Annotated in this window: 17 protein-coding genes; 3 read left to right on the top strand and 14 right to left on the bottom strand. The window is 39.4% G+C overall.

The features are described from left to right. Positions 1-182: 182 nt before the first annotated feature. From MTN97_RS14490 to MTN97_RS14455, 8 genes are all read right to left on the bottom strand, one after another. A complete protein-coding gene (locus MTN97_RS14490) occupies positions 183-632 on the bottom strand; it encodes a flavodoxin domain-containing protein (protein ID WP_024601476.1) in 450 nt (149 codons plus the stop codon). Positions 633-1,736: 1,104 nt separating this feature from the next. Continuing rightward, positions 1,737-2,081 (bottom strand): excisionase family DNA-binding protein, encoded by a 345-nt coding sequence (locus MTN97_RS14485; protein WP_006793962.1) that lies wholly within the window; start codon positions 2,079-2,081, stop codon positions 1,737-1,739. Between the two features lie 63 nt (positions 2,082-2,144). Beyond that, entirely contained in the window at positions 2,145-3,839 is a 1,695-nt protein-coding gene (locus tag MTN97_RS14480; protein ID WP_248474701.1) for a DUF927 domain-containing protein, read from the bottom strand. 467 nt (positions 3,840-4,306) lie between these two features. Beyond that, positions 4,307-4,669 carry a hypothetical protein gene (locus tag MTN97_RS14475; protein ID WP_248474700.1) on the bottom strand — a complete coding sequence of 121 codons (363 nt, stop codon included), beginning with the start codon at positions 4,667-4,669 and terminating at the stop codon, positions 4,307-4,309. Between the two features lie 29 nt (positions 4,670-4,698). Further along, positions 4,699-4,899, bottom strand: coding sequence for a hypothetical protein (locus MTN97_RS14470; protein WP_182395903.1), 201 nt, complete (start codon positions 4,897-4,899; stop codon positions 4,699-4,701). Positions 4,900-5,194: 295 nt separating this feature from the next. Further along, positions 5,195-5,668 (bottom strand): Panacea domain-containing protein, encoded by a 474-nt coding sequence (locus tag MTN97_RS14465; RefSeq protein ID WP_248474699.1) that lies wholly within the window; start codon positions 5,666-5,668, stop codon positions 5,195-5,197. 2 nt (positions 5,669-5,670) lie between these two features. Then, positions 5,671-6,645 (bottom strand): hypothetical protein, encoded by a 975-nt coding sequence (locus tag MTN97_RS14460; protein ID WP_248474698.1) that lies wholly within the window; start codon positions 6,643-6,645, stop codon positions 5,671-5,673. A gap of 193 nt (positions 6,646-6,838) precedes the next feature. Then, complete coding sequence (locus MTN97_RS14455) at positions 6,839-7,705, bottom strand: phage integrase N-terminal domain-containing protein (RefSeq protein ID WP_248474697.1); 867 nt, start codon at positions 7,703-7,705, stop codon at positions 6,839-6,841. A gap of 1,002 nt (positions 7,706-8,707) precedes the next feature. Here MTN97_RS14455 and MTN97_RS14450 point away from each other — a divergent pair. Continuing rightward, complete coding sequence (locus MTN97_RS14450) at positions 8,708-9,688, top strand: AAA family ATPase (RefSeq protein ID WP_248474696.1); 981 nt, start codon at positions 8,708-8,710, stop codon at positions 9,686-9,688. 12 nt (positions 9,689-9,700) lie between these two features. Then, entirely contained in the window at positions 9,701-12,244 is a 2,544-nt protein-coding gene (locus MTN97_RS14445; protein ID WP_248474695.1) for a S8 family peptidase, read from the top strand. 460 nt (positions 12,245-12,704) lie between these two features. On the opposite strand, the gene MTN97_RS14440 is transcribed toward MTN97_RS14445, so the two are convergent. The 6 genes from MTN97_RS14440 to rpmH form a co-directional block, all read right to left on the bottom strand. Further along, the gene (locus MTN97_RS14440) at positions 12,705-13,838 is read right to left on the bottom strand and encodes a tyrosine-type recombinase/integrase (protein ID WP_248474694.1); all 1,134 of its coding nucleotides are present in this window, start codon (positions 13,836-13,838) and stop codon (positions 12,705-12,707) included. Positions 13,839-14,014: 176 nt separating this feature from the next. After that, entirely contained in the window at positions 14,015-15,379 is a 1,365-nt protein-coding gene (mnmE, locus tag MTN97_RS14435; RefSeq protein WP_138626202.1) for a tRNA uridine-5-carboxymethylaminomethyl(34) synthesis GTPase MnmE, read from the bottom strand. Positions 15,380-15,509: 130 nt separating this feature from the next. Next, positions 15,510-17,147, bottom strand: a complete 1,638-nt coding sequence (yidC, locus tag MTN97_RS14430) for a membrane protein insertase YidC (protein WP_248474693.1) — start codon at positions 17,145-17,147, stop codon at positions 15,510-15,512. Between the two features lie 8 nt (positions 17,148-17,155). Next, complete coding sequence (gene yidD / locus MTN97_RS14425) at positions 17,156-17,431, bottom strand: membrane protein insertion efficiency factor YidD (protein ID WP_008467044.1); 276 nt, start codon at positions 17,429-17,431, stop codon at positions 17,156-17,158. Between the two features lie 126 nt (positions 17,432-17,557). Continuing rightward, positions 17,558-17,983, bottom strand: a complete 426-nt coding sequence (rnpA, locus tag MTN97_RS14420) for a ribonuclease P protein component (protein ID WP_248474692.1) — start codon at positions 17,981-17,983, stop codon at positions 17,558-17,560. A gap of 7 nt (positions 17,984-17,990) precedes the next feature. Then, entirely contained in the window at positions 17,991-18,125 is a 135-nt protein-coding gene (gene rpmH / locus MTN97_RS14415) for a 50S ribosomal protein L34 (protein ID WP_008112968.1), read from the bottom strand. Positions 18,126-18,631: 506 nt separating this feature from the next. On the opposite strand from rpmH, the gene dnaA reads away from it, so the two are divergent. After that, the gene (dnaA, locus tag MTN97_RS14410) at positions 18,632-20,020 is read left to right on the top strand and encodes a chromosomal replication initiator protein DnaA (protein ID WP_036980723.1); all 1,389 of its coding nucleotides are present in this window, start codon (positions 18,632-18,634) and stop codon (positions 20,018-20,020) included. The last annotated feature ends 8 nt before the right edge of the window (positions 20,021-20,028 follow it).

Here is a 20,028-nt window from a genome sequence, read left to right as displayed (position 1 = left end):
GGATCTTCAGGCAAATAAGCTCTGATCAAAACAGGCTGTTATGCACAGGCCGATCAAGTCTCGATCTTATCCCATGGATAAGCATGGTTAAAAAAGCAGTTTAATCAGTGTTTATCCACAAAATCTTTTAAATTATTAGTAAATTGTGGGTAACTTTATTTATAACTTTTTACTTGATCTTTCTATTTTAGACCTGTTTTTGCTATCCACGAGTCTAACCAAGCTAAGGCCGTATCTTCTGGAAGTGCTTCATCAAGAATATTCAGTTCTAAGCGCGGTGCTAATTGTATCGCGCCTTTTTGGCTTAAAAGCGTATCTATATTACGCCCTGCAAGGTTATACGTGTCATAACTGGTATCACCTAAAGCGATGACCGTGTACTTTAAGTGCGATAAATCATCAACTTGAGATAACTCATCAACAAAGTTAATAAGGTTTTCTGGGTAATCACCCGCACCATAGGTTGATGTACAAATTAACCAAATGGTATTTTGCTGATCTATTTCACTAAATTCAGGTTGATCATGTAGTTGGGTATTAATACCTTGGCTATTAAGCGCATCGCTTAGTTGCTCGGCAACGTATTCTGCGGATCCCATTTGACTACCAACGATAAGATTTACTGAACTCATGAATATTTGTGATCACTATTAGTTTTAATTGCCGCCTATGATAGCCCAGTGAGTATAACAGTAAAGTTAAGAGTGCTATTTTGTATAACTATTTTTGTACTTATTTAAGCCTTCACTTAAATGCACTGCTTAACTACTTGATAATTAAAGGTTTAACAAAATATCTTTAAATGTAATCTTCTGATCAAGTTGTTGATAAGGTTGGGGAAAGCTCTGCTTAACTATCAATTAAAGTTGCAGTTTTATTGCTAAGTCATTGATTTTATATTTAGTATTTGCCACCAGCGATTGAAAATAAACGTATAGATGCTTGTTGATCTTAATGTGGATATAAAGCTTGTTGATAACCTTAAATTGGGATCGAAAAAAATTTTAAAAAATGATCTATTTGATTAGATCAGGCTAAATATCCATTATTATTTTTTATAAACAGCCCTTTTTTAATTAAATACAGCTTATTTCCCCATTTTAAAGACGTTTAATTTATCTCTGAGGCAAAAAAACACGCAATTGTGGATAACTGATCTGCAAAAAAATAAATTTGAGTGATCTAAAGTGAATATTTAACTGAATTTTGCTGGTGGTGTAGACGAACAAAACGTATTTTTTAGCTACGTTTTGTTTTTATGACTTGATCATTCCCCCTATTCAAACATGGATAACCAATGCTATAGCTTCAGTTTTAGAGTGTTTAATAAGCATAACTACAGCTATTTTGTTCTATAAATGAAAACGTTTTAGCCGCTAATAGCTGTGATTATTAGCGTTGTTACATTTTTTATGTACATTATTAAAGGCGAATTGAGGCTGATATAAGTGCAGCTTAAACTGTATTTGTAGTCTGTTTGGTTTTTAAAGTGGATTATTAAAGCACAGCTAGGTGAGTTGTTATTGTAAATATTAGGCATGGAAAAGGGCGCCTAAGCACCCTTAATAAATTATATTGTTACTTATTAATTCGACTATTTACCGATACAATAAGTGAAAAAACCAATAAAAACAGTGGGTTTATATTTTTTAGGTGGGTCTGTGGTGGCCCACTTTCGCATTAGAAAATATCGTGCAAGTAAACTAAAGGAAAGTAAGCCCGATCACCAAGTTTAATCATCGATAGTTTATAGATGCTTTCTTGTTGAGTGATTCAGCCTTTTTTTTGATGAAATCACTGTCGCTTATATCACCTTTTATCTTGTTACCAAGAAGCCATTGGTCGAGCTCTAATCTATCGAAGAAGATCTTTTTACCATTAGGTTTTGCATGAGGAATAATGCCTTCATGGGTTAGTTTATAGATATAGCTTTTTGCCATACCTGTATAAAGTGCGCATTCGTCAACTGTTAATGCGGCTTTGTTGCATAAGTGACTTTTCAAGATCATCTCTTCAATTGTATTTCGGATATCTGGTAATTCGTCATTCTTACGTAGTGCATCACTTATATCATTTTTCATGGTTTACTCTCTTAAATCTCTTGGGAAAACGGGAAATTGGGAAACTGTTTTAAATTCAACCCACTAACATGGGAAAGCGGCTCGTGAAAGCGCCTCATCTAGCGCGAGTTCTTCGGTAATGCGATGTGGAATAACTTTGTAGTAGCGGCCACCCTTTGGCCCGCCATCCACAACACGCTTGAACGTATCGCGTCCCTCACTCGTTTCCATCCAAGATTTCTCTTCCATAAATTTCACCGCTTGGGATATATGCTGTTTGTATCGTATACCGAGTCCATTTTGAAATGCTTGGCGTGTTAAAAACCATGCTTGTTTGCCGTCCAAATCTAAAGCGTAACCGAAGTTATCATTCAGCGGCTGGCCTTCAGGTAATAGTTTGCTGCGCCATCGCTTTAACGCGGTAGGTATCTCTTTAAGCAGCTTCTCATCCTCCGAATCATTGGAAGAGCCGCGCATCTCCAGCCAAGATTCAAAAGCTATTTTTGCAGAGTGCTCTCCACAGCCTTTTGGCCAAGGCATTAATCCTGCTGATATAGCTATTTCTCCAGCAACCCCAAATAGTGCAAAGCGTTTAGCTGCTTCAAGTACTTGGCTGCCATGATTATTGTCTTTACTTATTTGCCATTTATCGCGAAGTTCATGGACTCGATACGCTAACAAGCCAGAAAGATCGTCAATTAAACTTAGGTATTCAATCCACTTTGGCATGATGGTGCCATGGTTTTCTTTTACTGCTTTCCAGATAGAGTCAGAAAAGTCATTCATCGTTTTGTGACCGCAAAGCTCATCATAGGCCCCATACTTTCTCTGGACTGGCACTTCTAAAAAGCGAATTTCCTGCCCAGCTTTGACACCTTTTTGAATTGGTGCCAATTTCTCCTCTAGCCCCATTTCTCCGGTACTTAAATAAAGTAGACGCCAGTTTTTTATGTCGTCTTGGGTAATGGTCTTGTTACTGCGCATTTTAGACAGTCCATTTGCTAGGGTGTATATAGATTGGTCGACGACTTCTGGCGGGGCCTGATGGAGCTCATCAAGGCAAAGGAGCAAGTCATTATGCTCAACAGCAGTGGCTTCTAGCCCGTTTTCTGTTGCTCTCCACGTATAGTAAAAGTTAGTACCGGAATAGAGGCTAGCTGCTAGAATAAGTATGGTTGTTTTGGATATTTTCGATTTACCGAATAAATGCACACCACTGCTAGGCCAGTTCAGCCAATGAAGCAGTGGGGCGCTTAACCCGACACAGACAGTGAAGGCTAAGATCGGGTTATTAATACACAGGCTTCCTACCTCTTTTTGCCAACTCGAAACAGTACCTGAAGTACTGAGGAATTCGTTGCTCTTATTTCCTGAATAAATAACTTTTTCAGCTCCATTGCTAACGCACCAGCTCGGTGTGACAAAGCTATTATTAAGCCAGCCTGCTTGAGCCGAGCTTTTATATCTCTGCTTTGGTCTTGCTTGAATGAGGTAAGATATTATTGTCTCCCAAACTCCTTTACGACTTGATATTACAAGCCCTGTATCCAAAAGTAGCTCTTTTACGAAGTTACTTTTTTCATTCATTATCCGACGTCGAGGTATCAGCTTGCGTATGCAAATACCGTCTAAGTTTTTCCACTCAACAAGTAAGCCATAGTCCTTAGTGCCATTATCTCCCCTTGAAATGCCAAGTACTTGAATTGGGCCACACAAGAACTTCGGTTCTGAGTCAGTTGTCGGAGTGTAAAATAAACCCGAATCTCTAAGCTCAAACATAACTAAACTCCTTTACTTTGATTTCTTTTAGTTTCGCTTGGAGTTATTTGAGCAAATATCAAAAGAGAATGCTGGAGAAAGCTACCCGAACTTTTTGGGGGTTTTCTTAGCCCCCTTTAAATCTAGGGTTTACCTGATATGGGGTCTGTATTTTTGCATTAAAAAGTGGGGGAAATGATGTTTTTGTGTTTAAAAAGTTAGGCATGCCTAATTTATTGGCTCAAAAATTAGACATCAGTCGAGTTTGTTGAGGTTTTTCCTATTTAAATGGAATAGAACAGCAAAAAATATCACTATTGCTAGAACTAAAGCGCAGCCTGTTAGTAAAGGAGCCATTGCTATATTTTCCCATCTTTAATTGCTTCAAATAAATCATGCTTCAATTTGTCGTAGTGACGAGTAGCGCGAATAGCCAACACCATTAATACCCACATTTGAAACCATTCATAATCAGTCATAAGTGCACCTTAATGTCTTGTATTACCTAAATAGATATTACCTTCCCAATTACAAAGCTCTAAAATCCAGTTACTAATTTTCAACCGTTTAGTTGGGTTAAGGCCTGTGAAAGGAAAGAAAACCTGATCGCTGCGACTTTTAAACGTGGAAAAGGGTTCTAGTCGAATATCCCAAATATCGCCATGCTCATTCATAACATCAAATGCAAACGCTTTTTGTGTGGTTAAAGCAATGAACATCTCTTCTTCCGTTTCATTGCGAAGATCAACCTCTAAACCTAATGGTTCACACTCGTCCTCAATACCTGCTAAGCGAATCTTCAGCTCATCGTATACAGGCTTAAATGGCCAAAGCTCTTTATTTTTCATCATTTCTTCTCTCAAAATTAGGCATGCCTAATTTACAGATAAGTATCGTAAAGCTCGCCACGAGCCTGAGCATCCTCAGCCTCTGCGCGAGTCATCTCTTCACCATCAGCAATAATGTTACCCATACCATCATCTAATTCATCTAGCTGGTCATTCTCTTCAGAAACTGATAGCAAAACATCAACAACACCTAGTGCTACCAACCCTGTTACTTTTAACGCTCTTTTCCACATATGAGACTCCTAAAATTAGGCATGCCTAATTCGAACGATAATTGGAATTACATTTAGTTAAGTTTAATGGGGGAAGTAAATCAATAGGATATGTCTCACGCTAAATTACCAAATAATAAAAAATGATTTATATTTCAAAATCATAGGTATTCATAATATTATAAATATTTTAAAGAGTTTTAATCGTGAGCGAAGTAACTGGAGGAGAAAATATTTTAAATATGAGTTGAGATATCAATTCCAAAGCTAGTTGCTAAGGAATTGATACGTCTAAATGTTAGAAATACCTTTATTTCTACGAAACGCTATTTGTAGTTCGGTATTGTTCTGCTAATTTCTCTAAGTTTAATCTACTATATCTCTCATTTGATGAAATAGGGTATGTTGAATACACAAAATTGATAAATTCGTTAAAATACATACTCTTGGTCTTATTTATTATCGTATTAAGTATATTTAATTCATCATCGTCAAAAGTGCTATCAACACTTTTACCGTTATATGAGATAACGTATTTATCACCACCATAACTCGTTTTTTGAGGAGTGATCGAGAATTCACTATCAAGGTTAGCTAAATCTGTTATGTTATCTACATAAGGACCATAGTGATTAAAAACCCAGTCAATATCTGTCATTCTCCGGTTTTTCATTAGGGCAGAGTACCAATCAGCCAAGTAAACTAACTTTGTTAATCTTGCTTTTGAAAGTTCACTTTTATGTGGGTAATTAGCACAAAAATATGCCATTATTGCTCGCAACTTATTCATGACTACCTCCCCTTTAATGTATCCATAATATCTTGATCAACAAGTTGATTTTGATTTTTTGCAATTTTTGCAGATTTATCGTACTTGATCGCACCCTTTACAAAGTCAACCATATAGCTTTGGTAATCTGTACAGTGTTTTCGTATCTGTGATACTTTTTGTGACTTGAAAAAGTCAGCTCTTACAGACTCTACTACTATAACACCTATATGTTTATCTGCATCTATAATTGATATAGCGACAAATTTACTACTTTTCATCGCCAAGTTATCAATCTTTTCTGAGTCATACTGGTAGTGTTTTTGCATATAACTTTTGTAGCCTTCAGGGTCATCTTTATATAACGGACAATCCTCTATATCTACGCAAATTTTATGCTGCCAAGCCTTACTTATAACACCTTGATTTCTTGAGAACTTCATTCTATGTTGCTCTGCGAAAACAGGATTTTGAGAATGCCTAGCCAGTAAATAGAAATGCTCATCTACATAGTAGTAGATTGTTACTCTTTCCTGAGAGCTCAAGTTCCATTGTCTTGAGCTTCCTTTCAGCCAGGTCTCTACCAACTTTTCTTGCAGCTCAGTGAGTTCATTTTGTAGTGCTTCTGAATCTTCAGAAATGCTGTTTATTTGATTTTTTAAGTCAGAAACCTCTTCATTCTCTGCTCTTAGCGTTTCGTTTTGAGAGTTAAGGTTATCTAAATCGTTAAAAGTACCTTTGCCACCATACAAAATAGCTATAACACCCAACAATATCCCTGACCAAGGGTTCCAAATTAACAAGCACAAGATAGGAAATAAATCATTAATATCATTGTACTTTTCAATAAAGTTAAAGCCGGCTGCAAAAGAGGCGCAAACACTAATTAAAGCAGAACCAGCAGCGGCAAAAAATATATACCACCATTGACCAAGTTTATTAGAAAACTCGTTTAATACTTTTGATTCACCTGTAAAGCCAAATCTCAGCTTCTTCACTTGATGTCCTAACAATAAATAGAGTAGCTCTTGATATGGAGTCTAAGGCACTAAAAAGTTACTGTAAATGATTAAGTTAGTAATGAAAGCCTGAATAGAACTCAAAATGAGCTTTTGTATGGTAGTGTTTAAAATAGACATAAAAAAGGCGGTATCATCTCAATCTTTACTTTCTTAATAGGAGTACTTAATTTTAACTTCCCAAGTAAGCATAGGTTATCTTCAAACGTTCATGACCTAACTCTTGGCTAATTTGCTCTCGGACTTTGGTATCATGATCATAATCGGTGGGCGACAGCTCTCTTCTATGCGGGCCACCGTCGGCAGGGCATTTCCAACCTGTAAGCTCTAAATAACGCTCCCTTGCGTAATGGTGACGTAATCCGTGATTTTTATTTAATCCTACACGAACAGTTTCTTTGTCATACTCGCGCATTTGATCCACATACATTCGCTCAGGTTCAATTAGTGCGCCTTTGGTAACGACAGCAATATCACGAATGAGCTGTCGTTGAGATTCTTTTAAGATCGGAATTTTTCGGTATTTGCCACCCTTAGCCCATGAGCCTTTTATTTGTAGAGTGTTAGCATTTATCAAAGCATAGGATAAGCTGAATTTCATACACTCCTCTTTTCTAAGCCCAAACTCTTGCTGCAAACGCAGGGAAAGCTTGATCAAGTCACTCTTGATCTTGGCATGCTTATCCATGTCTAACGTTTTTGACTTGCCAATGGGGTTGTTGTGAACTCTTGGAATGCCGTAATCATCATTGCTACGTGAACAGATATTAGGTTTACCTATTTTTTCGGCAATCCAACGGAAGGCGGCCATTCTGTTTTTAATCGTTTTTGGTGCTAAACCTTCATCTTGCCAACGCGTTACAAGGTGATTGATATGTTTGGTTTTTAGACCTGATGGATTTCTTAATCGATAACCATGACTAAGTAGCTGTGTTGCTGCAAGGTTTAAAACTTTGCTTCGTGTAGCCCTATTGCTAAAGCTGCTTTCGCGGTGTGTGTCGTTCACCATTTGGTGAAGTCGATATCCTAATTGGCTCATTTCATGTTCCTCATTAATTTAAAAAGTAATTTTGAAAGTATTGAGAAAAACACTAAACCTAAGACCAGGGGGCGAAACGCCAAAATAGGTAAGTTTTAAAGCCATATGAACGGTGTGTAACCGAACATATTGTCGAAAGACATAAAGGCTAACTGGCCTAAAGCAACAAAGCTGAGCCGTGTGATTTCTGTTGAAATACAGCGCGAACTACTGTGGTTTATATTTGTGTTGTTTATAGTGGGGTGGTCGTGTGACCCATAATGCTGCGAATGCAGCTCCTCAGGAACGTGTTGCGGGCAGTGAATACGCCCTTTTTATTTGTGCTCATTTCGAGCTAGTTCATAATTAAAATTATCACAGTGATCAGAGATTGCAACACCTTTTCGACGCGTTCAAATCTCCATCTCTCTTCTGGCCCTGCAATTTCTCAGGGCGGATTGGGTATCGAGGCATCATGAGCAGTGGCCTCGACGGGCGACTCTGCGAGTCGTCCCTACCTCTTTCGAGTAGGGACGACTCGTCGCCAATCCGCCTTCAAATAAAGCCCTGGCAATTTCACCAGGGTTTTTCCAAGCATTATTTTTTAAAGCGGTTTATCTTTGTAACCGGCAGCGCACACCGCGATTCGTTATCGATAGTAACGGCCCACACCTGGGTGCATGAAACAGGGCTATGGTGCATCAGGGTGCGACCTTGGAGGCGTGTAATCCATCAGGCGTTAGGGTTTATCGTCTGTAGTCTTAGAGGATAGTCGTGTAGTTCCTACACGCGCAGCCCATTATATTGGGCTGTTTTTCTTAAGAATTGGTGTGTGCTGCTCTCCTATTATTCTCAAATAACAAATAGCGAACCCACTAATTTAAATGTTTTATTAATACCATCCCTCAAGTTTTAGCTATTCTTGTTTATGTTAAACGATGATTAGATAATCAGATGATAGAAGAAATTGACTTTTCAATGTATGATTACACGGTAAACATTAACTGATTTTAAAAAGTAACTATGGCTAGCTCGACTCAAATTAAAGCTTTAATGCAATCTCATATCGACAAAGATGACGACAGATTTTTATCTGTCGCACTTCAGGTTGCCGCTCATGAAGCGAGAAATGGTCATGGAAAACTTGCACAAGAGCTCAAAGGGTTAGTTGAGCAGGCAAAAAAGAATAGTGCTAAAAACCTACCTATCTCGATTGCTAGTAGTGTTAAGGACACTTCAGGTCTATTAGCTACAACCCACCCCAAACTTCGCTTCTCTGACCTTATTGTCTCAAGTTCTGTTAAAAGTCGGCTTGAAAGGTTGGTTAAAGAGCAAAAACATCTTATTACCTTAAAAAATCATGGTCTTTCCCCCCGTAGAAAGTTGCTACTTGCAGGTAAGCCAGGAACAGGTAAAACCTTTACTGCATCTGTTTTGGCGGGCGAGCTAAATTTTCCTTTGTTTGAGGTGCGCCTTGATGGGGTAATTACAAAGTACCTAGGGGAATCTTCAACTAAGCTACGCCAGATTTTTGATGCTATTCGAGAAGTTAGAGGGGTCTACTTTTTTGACGAGTTTGATGCTTTGGGTTCTCATCGTGGATCAAGTAATGATGTAGGTGAAGCTAGGCGTATCCTCAATAGCTTTTTGCAGATGATTGAACAAGATGACTCTAATAGTGTTATCGTTTGCGCTACAAATCACATTGAAGCATTAGATCACGCTCTTTTCCGCCGTTTTGATGATGTCATTAAGTATCAACTTCCATCAGAAGAGGAAATTATCAAGCTTTTCAAAACGCGGTTGCATTCTTATGTCGCTAATAACTTCTCATGGAAGAAGCTTTCAGCGATAGCAGGTGGGTTAAGTAATGCTGAAATTACTTTAGCTGCAAATGATGCAATCAAAGAAATGCTTATTCATGATCATAACTCAATTACTATTACAATGCTTCAGCAGGCAATTGAAGACAGAAAGAGTATTAGCCAACACTTTATGGAATAAAAAGGAACTTTAATGGCTCGAAACGAATTTGATAAACCCCACTTCTTTTTTAATTCTTCTGCTAGTTCTCACGAGTTCACCTCACCGAGTGGAGGTGGCGGCGGGCCATTAACAATACCCGCCAAGGACCGAGCTATTCATAGTGCTCACCTACGTCAAAGTATTCAATTTGTTGCAAACGAATTCTCAGAACTGAAACGCTCTGTAGCTTCAACTGAGCTGAGTATGGGAGTGGGTATTCAGGTTGAGTTTGAAAGCTTCCCTGATGTGGTGATGGCAGTAGAGAGTTTGGCGAATGATCCTCAAGGCATTGTGCTGCATAATGTCAAGTCCGTGGAGCTAGAGGAAGGCAAAAAAACCACAATTGCAACAGCGTTCGTTCCTGAAGGTAAACTGAGCTTTTACCAGAAGAAGCTAAACGAGTATGAGGAACGTAGGGTGTTGTCTGGTGGGAGGGCTGGTGATCACCAGAAACTTATTGATTCAATAAAAAATATCAAGCGAGCTACTTTTGCTGCAATTTGGGCTGATGATGAAACATTGTTACCTGAAGATAAAGATGAAATAGTGTGGTGGGAAGTGTGGTTAGCTACACCAAGAAAGACACGTAAAACGCACAACCACTATCAAGAAATCTTGGCTGATTTTACTCGATTGGCAAATATAGCTGAAATGAGGGTGTCGGAGCATAAGTTGCGATTCCCTGAGCATACAGTTATTCAATTGCAAGCGAGTCAAAGAAAACTGGAAGAAAGCGCAGCTTTATTGTTTCGAGTCGCTGAGATTAGATTCCCGAAAGTTACTGCGGAATTCTTTGCTGCTATGCCGAGTGAGGAACAAGAGGAGTGGACAGAAGAACTTTTACTGCGTCTTAACTCTAACACCTCCGATGAATCACCTTATGTTTGTATTATAGATTCAGGAGTTAATGTCGAGCACCCGTTACTAGCTCCTTTTTCAACTATTTCTGATCAGAGAACTATTACAGAAGACAGCGACCCTACAGATGCACTGGGTCACGGAACCGAAATGGCTGGCCTTGCTATGTGGGGAGATATGACTGATCGGTTGAGCTCAACTAGTGTTGAAGTAGTTGGTCATAGACTTGAATCGGTCAAAACCATGAGATTCAATGGAGATAATGCTGATAAACCTCTGGGTATCGTGACAACTAATGCTGTATCTGAAATGGAGATATATAAGCCTGAAAGGTCTAGAGTTTTCTCTATGTCGCTTTCGTCAGGAATAGGAACAGATAGAGGACGCCCGTCATCATGGTCTAGTGCAATGGATATGTTAGCAGTCGATTACTCAGGTGAAGGCCTAACCCCACGCTTGTTCACTGTATGCGCAGGGAATGCCAAGTTAGATGTAAATGTAGATTACCCTAATGCCAATTACTTAAGTAATGTGCATGACCCTGCTCAGGCTTGGAATGTGCTCACTGTTGGTGCATTTACAGAAAAAGACCAGCTGTCGTTTTCAGGAGATTTAGTGCCTTTAGCCCCTTCCGGGGGGTTGTCTCCATACTCTACAACGTCACTAGGCTGGGATAAAAATAATGCTCCATTCAAGCCCGAGGTTGTGTTTGAAGGTGGAAACTTAGCGAGAGCTGAGGATGGATTTTGTGGTGATGAACCCGACTTGCACCTTTTGACAGCGAATAGTGATTATTCTCAGCGGCACTTTACAACAACTCACGCTACCAGCGCTGCTACTGCTTTGGCAGCAAGGTTCTCTGCGCAGATTAAAACTCAGTATAATGATATTTGGCCTGAAACTGTTAGAGCTTTAGCGGTACATTCAGCAGATTGGACTGATGCAATGTACGCATTAATTTCTGCACAACGCGGTGATACTATAAAGAAGTCGGATATGGTGAAGCTAATCAGGAAGGTAGGGTTTGGCGTGCCGAATATCGAAAGGGCGATAAAAAGTGCCAATAACTCACTATCAATTGTGATTCAAGATGAATTACAACCTTTCGTTAAGCCTCGCTCTAAAGATACAAGAACGAAGGATATGCACTTACATGCTTTACCATGGCCGCAAGAAGAGTTGCTAAAAATTGGTGAGGCTAATGTTGAGTTGACGATTACACTTTCTTACTTTATTGAACCTAACCCTTCAAGTCGTAATGTCCTAGATAAATACAACTATGCAAGTCATCAGTTAAGATTTGATGTCAAGCACCATGGTGAGTCAGATGCTCAATTTATGCGCAGGATTAACGCACAGGCTGAAGGTGAGAAGCCTGATACTATTGAGGATAGCAATTGGCTCATAGGTAAGCAGCAACGACATAAAGGCTCTATCCATAAAGATGTTTGGCGTGGCAGCGCTGCTGATTTGGCTGCTAGAGGTAAGATAGCAATCTATCCCGCTAAAGGATGGTGGAAAACGCGCAAAGCCCATGAAAGGTATGATTCTAAAGCTAGATATGCGTTAGTAGTATCATTGTCTGTCCCTGAGGTCGATGTGGATTTGTATTCAGCTCTAAAAACTATCATACAGGCTGAAGTTGTTGCTCCAGCTGTGGTGGAAGTGACTAATTAAGAGTGTATTACGAGGTCCTATACATTTCTATTTTAGTAAGGTAATTAAATTTCGTAACCTAATGTCTGCCACCATAGCACTTATTATAAATGGAACTCTATATACGGTGCATTACCACAATAAATGATTTCTGATTTTTTAAGTAGAAATGAAAAATCAACATTAGGGCCGGAACCACTTCTTTCAAATCCTGTAAAGCAATAAATCGGAACCCCGCAAGCGGGGCCCCCTTGCTTCGCAACCCTTCGGGCGATTTCTAGCTTGACTGGCTTTTCTCTGCGTAGTGAAGGTTATCCAAGAGGTATGCGGCGCTCTGAGTGGCAAGCACTCGACGCTTTCACACCTCCTGGATACGACTGGCTTTTCAAATAATGCGGGAAAGAGGGAAGGTAAATAAATTTATATTTATATGTTTTTATTATATTTTCCCAGTTTCCCATATTTCCCACCCTAATATCCTTTATTGAAATAGACTAGGTAGGGTGGTCATCGCCTCTTTTCGCTTACGCTCGACTATATCTGAGTAAATTTGTGTTGTTTTCAACTCTGAGTGGCCTAGTAGCTTTGATACCGTGTAGATATCGATATCATTAGTTAACATACGGACTGCGAACGAGTGTCTTCCACAGTGAAAGGTTATGTGCTTTGTAATTCCTGCTCTGAGCATCCATTGGGTTAGGGCTACGTTTGTATAGCTTGAGTATCTTAAGCCTTTAAAAACACGTTCATGGGCTTCTCCTTGCGAACCTAATAAGCTGATCGCATCATCGGGTAAGTCAAGGTATTGTAGGTGTTTTGTTTTCGTATGTCTGAACGTCGCGCGTTGCTCTTTTAAAGCTATTCGATCCCACGTTAGTTTTTGAATATCGCTCCAACGCATACCTGTAAGGCAACTGAATAAAAATGCTCTTTTGAGTACATCATATCGGCACTCTGTTCTATAAAGAGCTGTTACTTCTTCCTCTTCTAAGTAATTACGAGGGTTTTGTTCTATCTTGATGCTTTTTACTTCGTTTACAGGATTTCGGCGAATAATGCCTTCGTGAAATGCTTTGTTTAAAGCCGCTCTCACTTTATTGAAATAGCATGATGTAGTATTTGAAGAAAGTAGCTTATCTGATTTTGTGCGTGCATGTTTTATTAGGTATGTTCTGAACCCAAGTAATACATCAGCATCAAAATCAGCAAATGACAGCGGATTTCCTTCACAATATCTCTTTAGATGCATTAACGATGATTCCCATAGCGATACGTTTGATGGGCTATCAGTGTGCTCTTTGTCATTAATTATTTGCTGCATGTAGTTATAAAAGCTTTCTTGCTGTTTTTCTGAGTCTTCAAAGTGATGCTTGTTGTTAGCTAAATCGACAATTGCTTGCGCTCTTATCTTTTCTGAAATATCTAAGGTCTTTTTATTGTGGTCACGTTGGAACTTGTCTTTAGGGTTGGCATAAATGAACAAGTCCATTGATTGTCTTTTACGGCGTTTAACTCGTTTGCCGTTTTCGTTTAGGTAAGAACCATAATTTCTGGTTAACAGTAGTTGTTGGCGGCCTGTGCTATCAGGTGACTTTTTCTCGATAGTTAATTTCATAATAACTTCCTCTTTGGTGGACCAATAGTGGCCCACATCAAAGAAGTAGGTGGGCCGTTCAAGACCCATATTATGAAACTAAAGGAAACTATTGAAAGATAAAAAAGTTATTAAATGTATGAATAAATTAGGTTTTTTAACTTAAGTTGGATGTTTGTTTCCTTTAGTTTACCTTGTTATTTACCGATACAGAACGAGCTAAATATTTTGCCAAGTAGATCATCTGAGGTAAATTCACCAGTTATTTCGTTAAGATACTGCTGCGTTAAACGCAGTTCTTCAGCCAAAATTTCACCGGCCACATGCATTTCTAATTGTGTTTTACCGGTATCTAAGTGGTAGGCTGCATGCTCAAGGGCATCTAAGTGACGACGACGCGCCATAAATCCACCCTCTGTGGCCCCATCAAAACCAATACAGGCTTTTAAGTGCTCACGCACAAGTTCTATACCGTCAGCATTTTTAGCACTTAAACTGATGACCGGATATTGTTGCTTTTGATCCATACCGACTACATCACCTGATAAATCGGCTTTGTTTCTGATCACGGTCACGCCCATACCTTGGGGTAACTTAGCCATAAATTCTGGCCAAATAGCATGAGGGTCGGTATCGGTTGTATCGGTGCCATCAAGCATAAATAATACCCGATCGGCTTGGTTTATTTCATCCCAGGCTCGTTCAATACCTATTTGTTCAACGCGATCTGGGCTTTCACGCAGGCCTGCGGTGTCGATTATATGTAGTGGCATACCATCTATATGTATATGCTCACGTAGTACGTCTCGAGTGGTGCCTGCTATTTCTGTTACGATGGCCGCTTCTCGTCCTGCTAATGCATTAAGTAAGCTTGATTTACCTGCATTAGGGCGACCAGCAATTACGACGCGCATACCCTCGCGCATTATGCTGCCTTGTTTGGCTTGATTGGTTACGGCATTAAGCTGCTCAATAATGGCATTTAAATCACCGCCCACTTTTCCGTCTGATAAAAAATCGATTTCTTCGTCAGGAAAATCAATAGCTGCTTCCACATACATACGTAAGTGAATGACTTTTTCTACTAGGGTTTCTATGTGCTTAGAGAATTGGCCTTGAAGTGACTGTAGGGCGCTTTTAGCTGCTTGCTCACTGGTTGCATTAATTAAGTCGGCGATTGCTTCTGCTTGAGTTAAATCAAGCTTGTCGTTCATAAACGCACGCTCAGAGAATTCACCAGGCTTTGCTAAACGTACACCGTCTATTTTACTTATTTCTTTAAGTAGCATATCAAGGACAACAGGGCCACCATGGCCTTGAAGTTCGAGTACATCTTCACCGGTAAATGAGTTTGGGCCAGCAAAGTAAATCGCAATACCTTGGTCAAGTTGCTGACCTGCAAGGGTGTTAAATGGCACATAGTCGGCATAACGAACTTTAGGGACTTTGCCTATTATTTTTTCAGCAACCTGTTTGGCTAGGTTTCCTGAAACGCGAATAATACCAACACCGCCTCGGCCTGGGGCAGTGGCTTGTGCTGCAATTGTATCGTGATTGATCATGCGGTTTATTTGCCAACTTAAATAACGTAATGGCGGTATTGTAACCTATCAAATAGGCACTCGCGAATGCTGTTATAAAAAATTGACAATAAAAAAGGCGACCTAAGTCGCCTTTATATAAGTAGGGAGTTTAATCGCCCCTTACTTTAATTCCTTTTTTTTCCATGCCACGGTAGATGATCAACATCTGGACAATAGAAATAAGGTTAGACACTAACCAGTAAAGTACTAAACCAGATGGGAACCATAAGAAGAACACAGAGAAGATAACCGGCATAAAGGTCATCATTTTTTGCTGCATTGGATCGGTAACCGTCATAGGTTGTAGTTTTTGCGTTATAAACATACTCGCACCAAATAAGATTGGTAATACGTAGTATGGGTCTTTTGCAGAAAGGTCAGTTAGCCAAAGTACAAATTCAGCGTGACGAAGTTCTGTAGACTCTAAGAATACATAGAACAAGGCTAAGAAGATTGGCATTTGGAGTAAAATAGGGAAACAGCCACCCATAGGGTTTACTTTTTCTTTACGGTACATTTCCATGGTCGCTTGGCCGAATTTTTGACGATCATCGCCATACTTTTCTTTTAGCGCCTTCATCTTAGGCTGTAACGCACGCATTTTAGCCATTGAGGTGTACTGTGCTTTAGTCAGTGGATACATTAAAGTTTTAACGATAATAGTGATGGCAATAATTGCTACACCCCAGTTACCTAAAATGCTGTGTAACCATTTTAATAGTACAAATAACGGCTGAGAGATAAACCATAACCAACCGTAATCAACGGTTAAGTCTAGGTCAGTGTGAATCGCTTCAAGTTTGTCTGACTCTTTAGGGCCCATGTAATAAGTTGCAGTAAGTACTTGTTCACTACCAACTTGAACATTTACCGCTTCGTCTTTAACACCAATAATAGCTGCGTTACTTTTAGTGATTAAACTATAAAGTGTATTCGCTTGATCTTGCATTGGTACCCAAGCACTTACAAAGTAATGCTGAATAAAGGCAACGTAACCACCTTGGGTATTAATGTTTAGGTTTTTATCGGCCATATCTGAAAAACTATACTTTTCGTATGGTTCCTCATCTGTACCGTATGCAGCCCCTAAATAGTTTTGATCAACCATGCTGCCTTTTTCTTGTACGGTACGCTTTATTTGTGTGTAAAGCTGTACTTGTACAGGCGCGCTGGTGGTGTTGTTAACTTTATATTCTAAGCCAACATCATACTGACCCTTTTTGAATACATAAGTCTTAGTAAAGCTTACACCGTTGCTGTCGGTAAATTGCAGTGGAACGCGAAGCTCATCACCTGTTAAGGTGTAAGAGGTTTGCTCTGATTGGTAAGTAGGACGACCATTTGCAGATGCATCTGGGCCATTTAAACCTATTAAACCACTTTGTGAAAAGTATTGTTTACCATCAAACTCACCAAGTAGCATGTAAGGAACATCACTGCCTTTGGTTTCTTTATAATTAATTAAGTTTGTTTCAACAATGTCACCGCCTTTGGTGTCAATTTTAACTTTGAACACGTCAGTTGTAATATCAATGACTGAGCGTTTAGCTAAAGTAGTTGAAGCAGGTAAACCTGAGTCTGATGAAGCTGGAACATAATCATCTGATTCCGGTGAGTTTGCTTTTAGTGTTTGTGTAGTGGCACTAGGATCGGCTTTTGGCGTGTTGTAGTCATTATTCCATTCTTGAAATAATAAAAACGACACTAGCATTAGGCCGATGAATAAAAACGTGCGTTGCGATTCCATAACAGCTCTTATTTCTCGTGTTGGTGGTTAATACGGGTTAATTTTTCAGGAACGGGGTCGTCTCCACCTGAATGTAAAGGATGGCATTTTAATATGCGTTTAACTGCGAGCCAACTGCCTTTTACTGCACCATGCAAATTAATTGCTTGAATAGCGTAGCTAGAACAGGTTGGATTAAAACGACAATGCGGACCCAATAGCGGGCTAATCCACTTTTGATAACCGCGGATAAATAAAACTAAACAACGTGTTGGTAACGCAGCAAGTGGTTTAAGTAACCTCATGTTGTACATGCCCCTACGTTATGTTTAGTGAATAGATACCATGTATTTAAAGACTTACTTTAAGATTTTAAACGCATGATTAAAAGGTGAGCTAAAGATACCTTAATTAACCCTGTAATTCTATTGCTATTGGGTTTGTTTAGTCGATTTAGCTGATTTGTTTGGGCGTTTTTTAAATGGTGGCGGTTTAGGGGCACCGGGTTTGCAGCGTTCATTAATTTTACGCCACAACTTTGTTAGTTGTTTGGTTAATTCTTCATTGGACTGTTCATCAATGCCACTTTTTACCATCAACACAATATCTATATTATCGAGAGTATGTTGGTTTAAACGAAAACTTTCGCGAGCAAGACGTTTAATACGGTTTCGTTGACATGCCTTTTTTACACGTTTTTTAGCAACAGTAAGGCCTAACCGAGGTTTAGACTGGTCATTTGGTTTTGCTAATAAGGTAAAGAAAGGAGTTGCAGCCCGAGCGGGTTCGTTAAATATGCGAGAGTAATGCGAGGGAGTTAACAGACGTAACTCCCTGCCAAAGCTAAAGTCTTCCACTTATAAATTAAGCAGAAAGAACTTTGCGGCCTTTAGCACGGCGACGAGCTAATACTTTACGGCCATTTACAGTTGCCATACGAGCACGGAAACCGTGTGTACGTTTGCGTTTTAAAACGCTAGGTTGAAAAGTTCTTTTCATAACAATCTCATCCGATCGGTTAAAGTTAAAACATCCTATGCAGGTCGCGATCCTGGCACAGGTGCCATTGCGAGCGCGAGATATTATAGATGAAGTGACGAAAAGTCAATCATAATAGAGTGCGTAAAGCATGTTTATTTATGATCAATTTTGATGATCCGATAGGATCATCATAAATAAGAAGTTTTCCACAGCCCCTGTATAAAAAGTGAATAAAAGCATGGGAAAAGTAAATTAGATCGTAAATTGTGGTCGCGATCTGCTGCCAGTTTTGTTATGATCTCTAATCAAGCTTTAAAATAAAAAGCTATTTAAATCAGTCTGTTATTATGTTTATACATCGATATCAACAATTTTACAAAAATCAATCTTTTACTTGTGGATAAAGTGCATTCATAATAGTCGGTCTTGGGCTGCTTATTGAGCCATTTAAACGCAATACAGGTGTGATTTTTGAATCATTATTGATGTGCGGGAATAAAAATTATATCTCTGGGAGTTTTACTGTGTATCTGTCGGTTTGGCAAAGTTGTTTATATGTATTGCAAGATGAATTGCCTTCGCAGCAATTTAGTATGTGGGTCAGACCACTTCAAGCAGAAAGTACCGAAGATACCTTGACGATTTATGCGCCTAATCGTTTCGTACTTGATTGGGTAAGAGAAAAATACCTAAATAGAATAAATGAGTTACTGGTTGAAATTTGTGGTGTAGAAGCACCAGAGTTACGCTTTGATGTAGGCAGCAAGCCGCTATTAAATGCACAAGCTGCGCCGGTAGTTGAAACACAATCAGCACCAAGTACGCAAGCAACGGTAAAACAACAACCACGAGAACAAAAACCAGTTGTTGAGCCCGCTCCTAAATCGGGTTATAAATCAAATATTAAAGAAAACTATACCTTTGACAGTTTTGTTGAGGGTAAATCTAACCAATTAGCAAAAGCGGCTGCCACTCAGGTAGCTGATAATCCTGGCTCTGCATTTAACCCTGTTTTTATTTACGGTGGTACGGGCTTAGGTAAAACGCATTTATTACATGCGGTAGGCAACGGTATTATGGCCAATAAGCCAGATGCTAAAATTGTCTACATGCATTCAGAACGCTTTGTGCAAGACATGGTTAAAGCACTGCAAAATAATGCGATTGAAGAATTTAAGCGTTATTACCGCAGTGTTGATGCACTCATGATTGATGACATTCAGTTTTTTGCTAATAAAGAACGTTCACAAGAAGAGTTCTTTCATACCTTTAATGCATTATTAGAAGGTAACCAGCAAATTATTTTAACCTCTGACCGTTATCCTAAAGAGATAGAAGGGGTTGAAGATCGCCTTAAATCTCGTTTTGGTTGGGGATTAACTATCGCGATTGAGCCGCCAGAGCTTGAAACACGCGTTGCCATTTTGATGAAAAAAGCCCAGCAAAGTAAAATTAATTTACCACATGAAGTGGCATTTTTTATTGCTAAAAAATTACGCTCAAACGTACGTGAGCTTGAAGGTGCATTAAACCGTGTAATTGCTAACGCAAACTTTACCGGTCGCCCAATTTCTATCGACTTTGTAAAAGAAGCACTGCGTGATTTATTGGCGCTGCAAGACAAACTAGTCACCATAGATAACATTCAACGTACGGTTGCAGAATACTATAGAATACGTGTGTCTGATTTGCTGTCTAAGCGCCGTAGCCGCTCTATAGCAAGGCCTCGCCAAGTTGCCATGGCACTCTCTAAAGAACTCACTAATCATAGCTTACCTGAGATTGGGGATGCCTTTGGTGGACGCGACCATACAACAGTATTGCACGCGTGTCGCAAAGTTAAATCACTACGTGACGAAAGCCACGAGATTAAAGAAGATTACCAAAATTTAATAAGAACATTGTCATCTTAGGGCTGACT

Origin of the sequence: Pseudoalteromonas sp. 2CM36K, from assembly GCF_023161865.1 — a bacterium.
GTDB lineage: Bacteria > Pseudomonadota > Gammaproteobacteria > Enterobacterales > Alteromonadaceae > Pseudoalteromonas > Pseudoalteromonas tetraodonis.
This window is presented reverse-complemented; position numbering and strand designations above follow the sequence as displayed.

Bases quoted from the DNA above. Each gene is read 5' to 3' on its own strand.
- MTN97_RS14490 (WP_024601476.1), bottom strand. From the start codon at position 632: ATGAGTTCAGTAAATCTTATCGTTGGTAGTCAAATGGGATCCGCAGAA.
- MTN97_RS14485 (WP_006793962.1), bottom strand. From the start codon at position 2,081: ATGAAAAATGATATAAGTGATGCACTACGTAAGAATGACGAATTACCA.
- MTN97_RS14480 (WP_248474701.1), bottom strand. From the start codon at position 3,839: ATGTTTGAGCTTAGAGATTCGGGTTTATTTTACACTCCGACAACTGAC.
- MTN97_RS14475 (WP_248474700.1), bottom strand. From the start codon at position 4,669: ATGATGAAAAATAAAGAGCTTTGGCCATTTAAGCCTGTATACGATGAG.
- MTN97_RS14470 (WP_182395903.1), bottom strand. From the start codon at position 4,899: ATGTGGAAAAGAGCGTTAAAAGTAACAGGGTTGGTAGCACTAGGTGTT.
- MTN97_RS14465 (WP_248474699.1), bottom strand. From the start codon at position 5,668: ATGAATAAGTTGCGAGCAATAATGGCATATTTTTGTGCTAATTACCCA.
- MTN97_RS14455 (WP_248474697.1), bottom strand. From the start codon at position 7,705: ATGAGCCAATTAGGATATCGACTTCACCAAATGGTGAACGACACACAC.
- MTN97_RS14450 (WP_248474696.1), top strand. From the start codon at position 8,708: ATGGCTAGCTCGACTCAAATTAAAGCTTTAATGCAATCTCATATCGAC.
- MTN97_RS14445 (WP_248474695.1), top strand. From the start codon at position 9,701: ATGGCTCGAAACGAATTTGATAAACCCCACTTCTTTTTTAATTCTTCT.
- MTN97_RS14440 (WP_248474694.1), bottom strand. From the start codon at position 13,838: ATGAAATTAACTATCGAGAAAAAGTCACCTGATAGCACAGGCCGCCAA.
- mnmE (WP_138626202.1), bottom strand. From the start codon at position 15,379: ATGATCAATCACGATACAATTGCAGCACAAGCCACTGCCCCAGGCCGA.
- yidC (WP_248474693.1), bottom strand. From the start codon at position 17,147: ATGGAATCGCAACGCACGTTTTTATTCATCGGCCTAATGCTAGTGTCG.
- yidD (WP_008467044.1), bottom strand. From the start codon at position 17,431: ATGAGGTTACTTAAACCACTTGCTGCGTTACCAACACGTTGTTTAGTT.
- rpmH (WP_008112968.1), bottom strand. From the start codon at position 18,125: ATGAAAAGAACTTTTCAACCTAGCGTTTTAAAACGCAAACGTACACAC.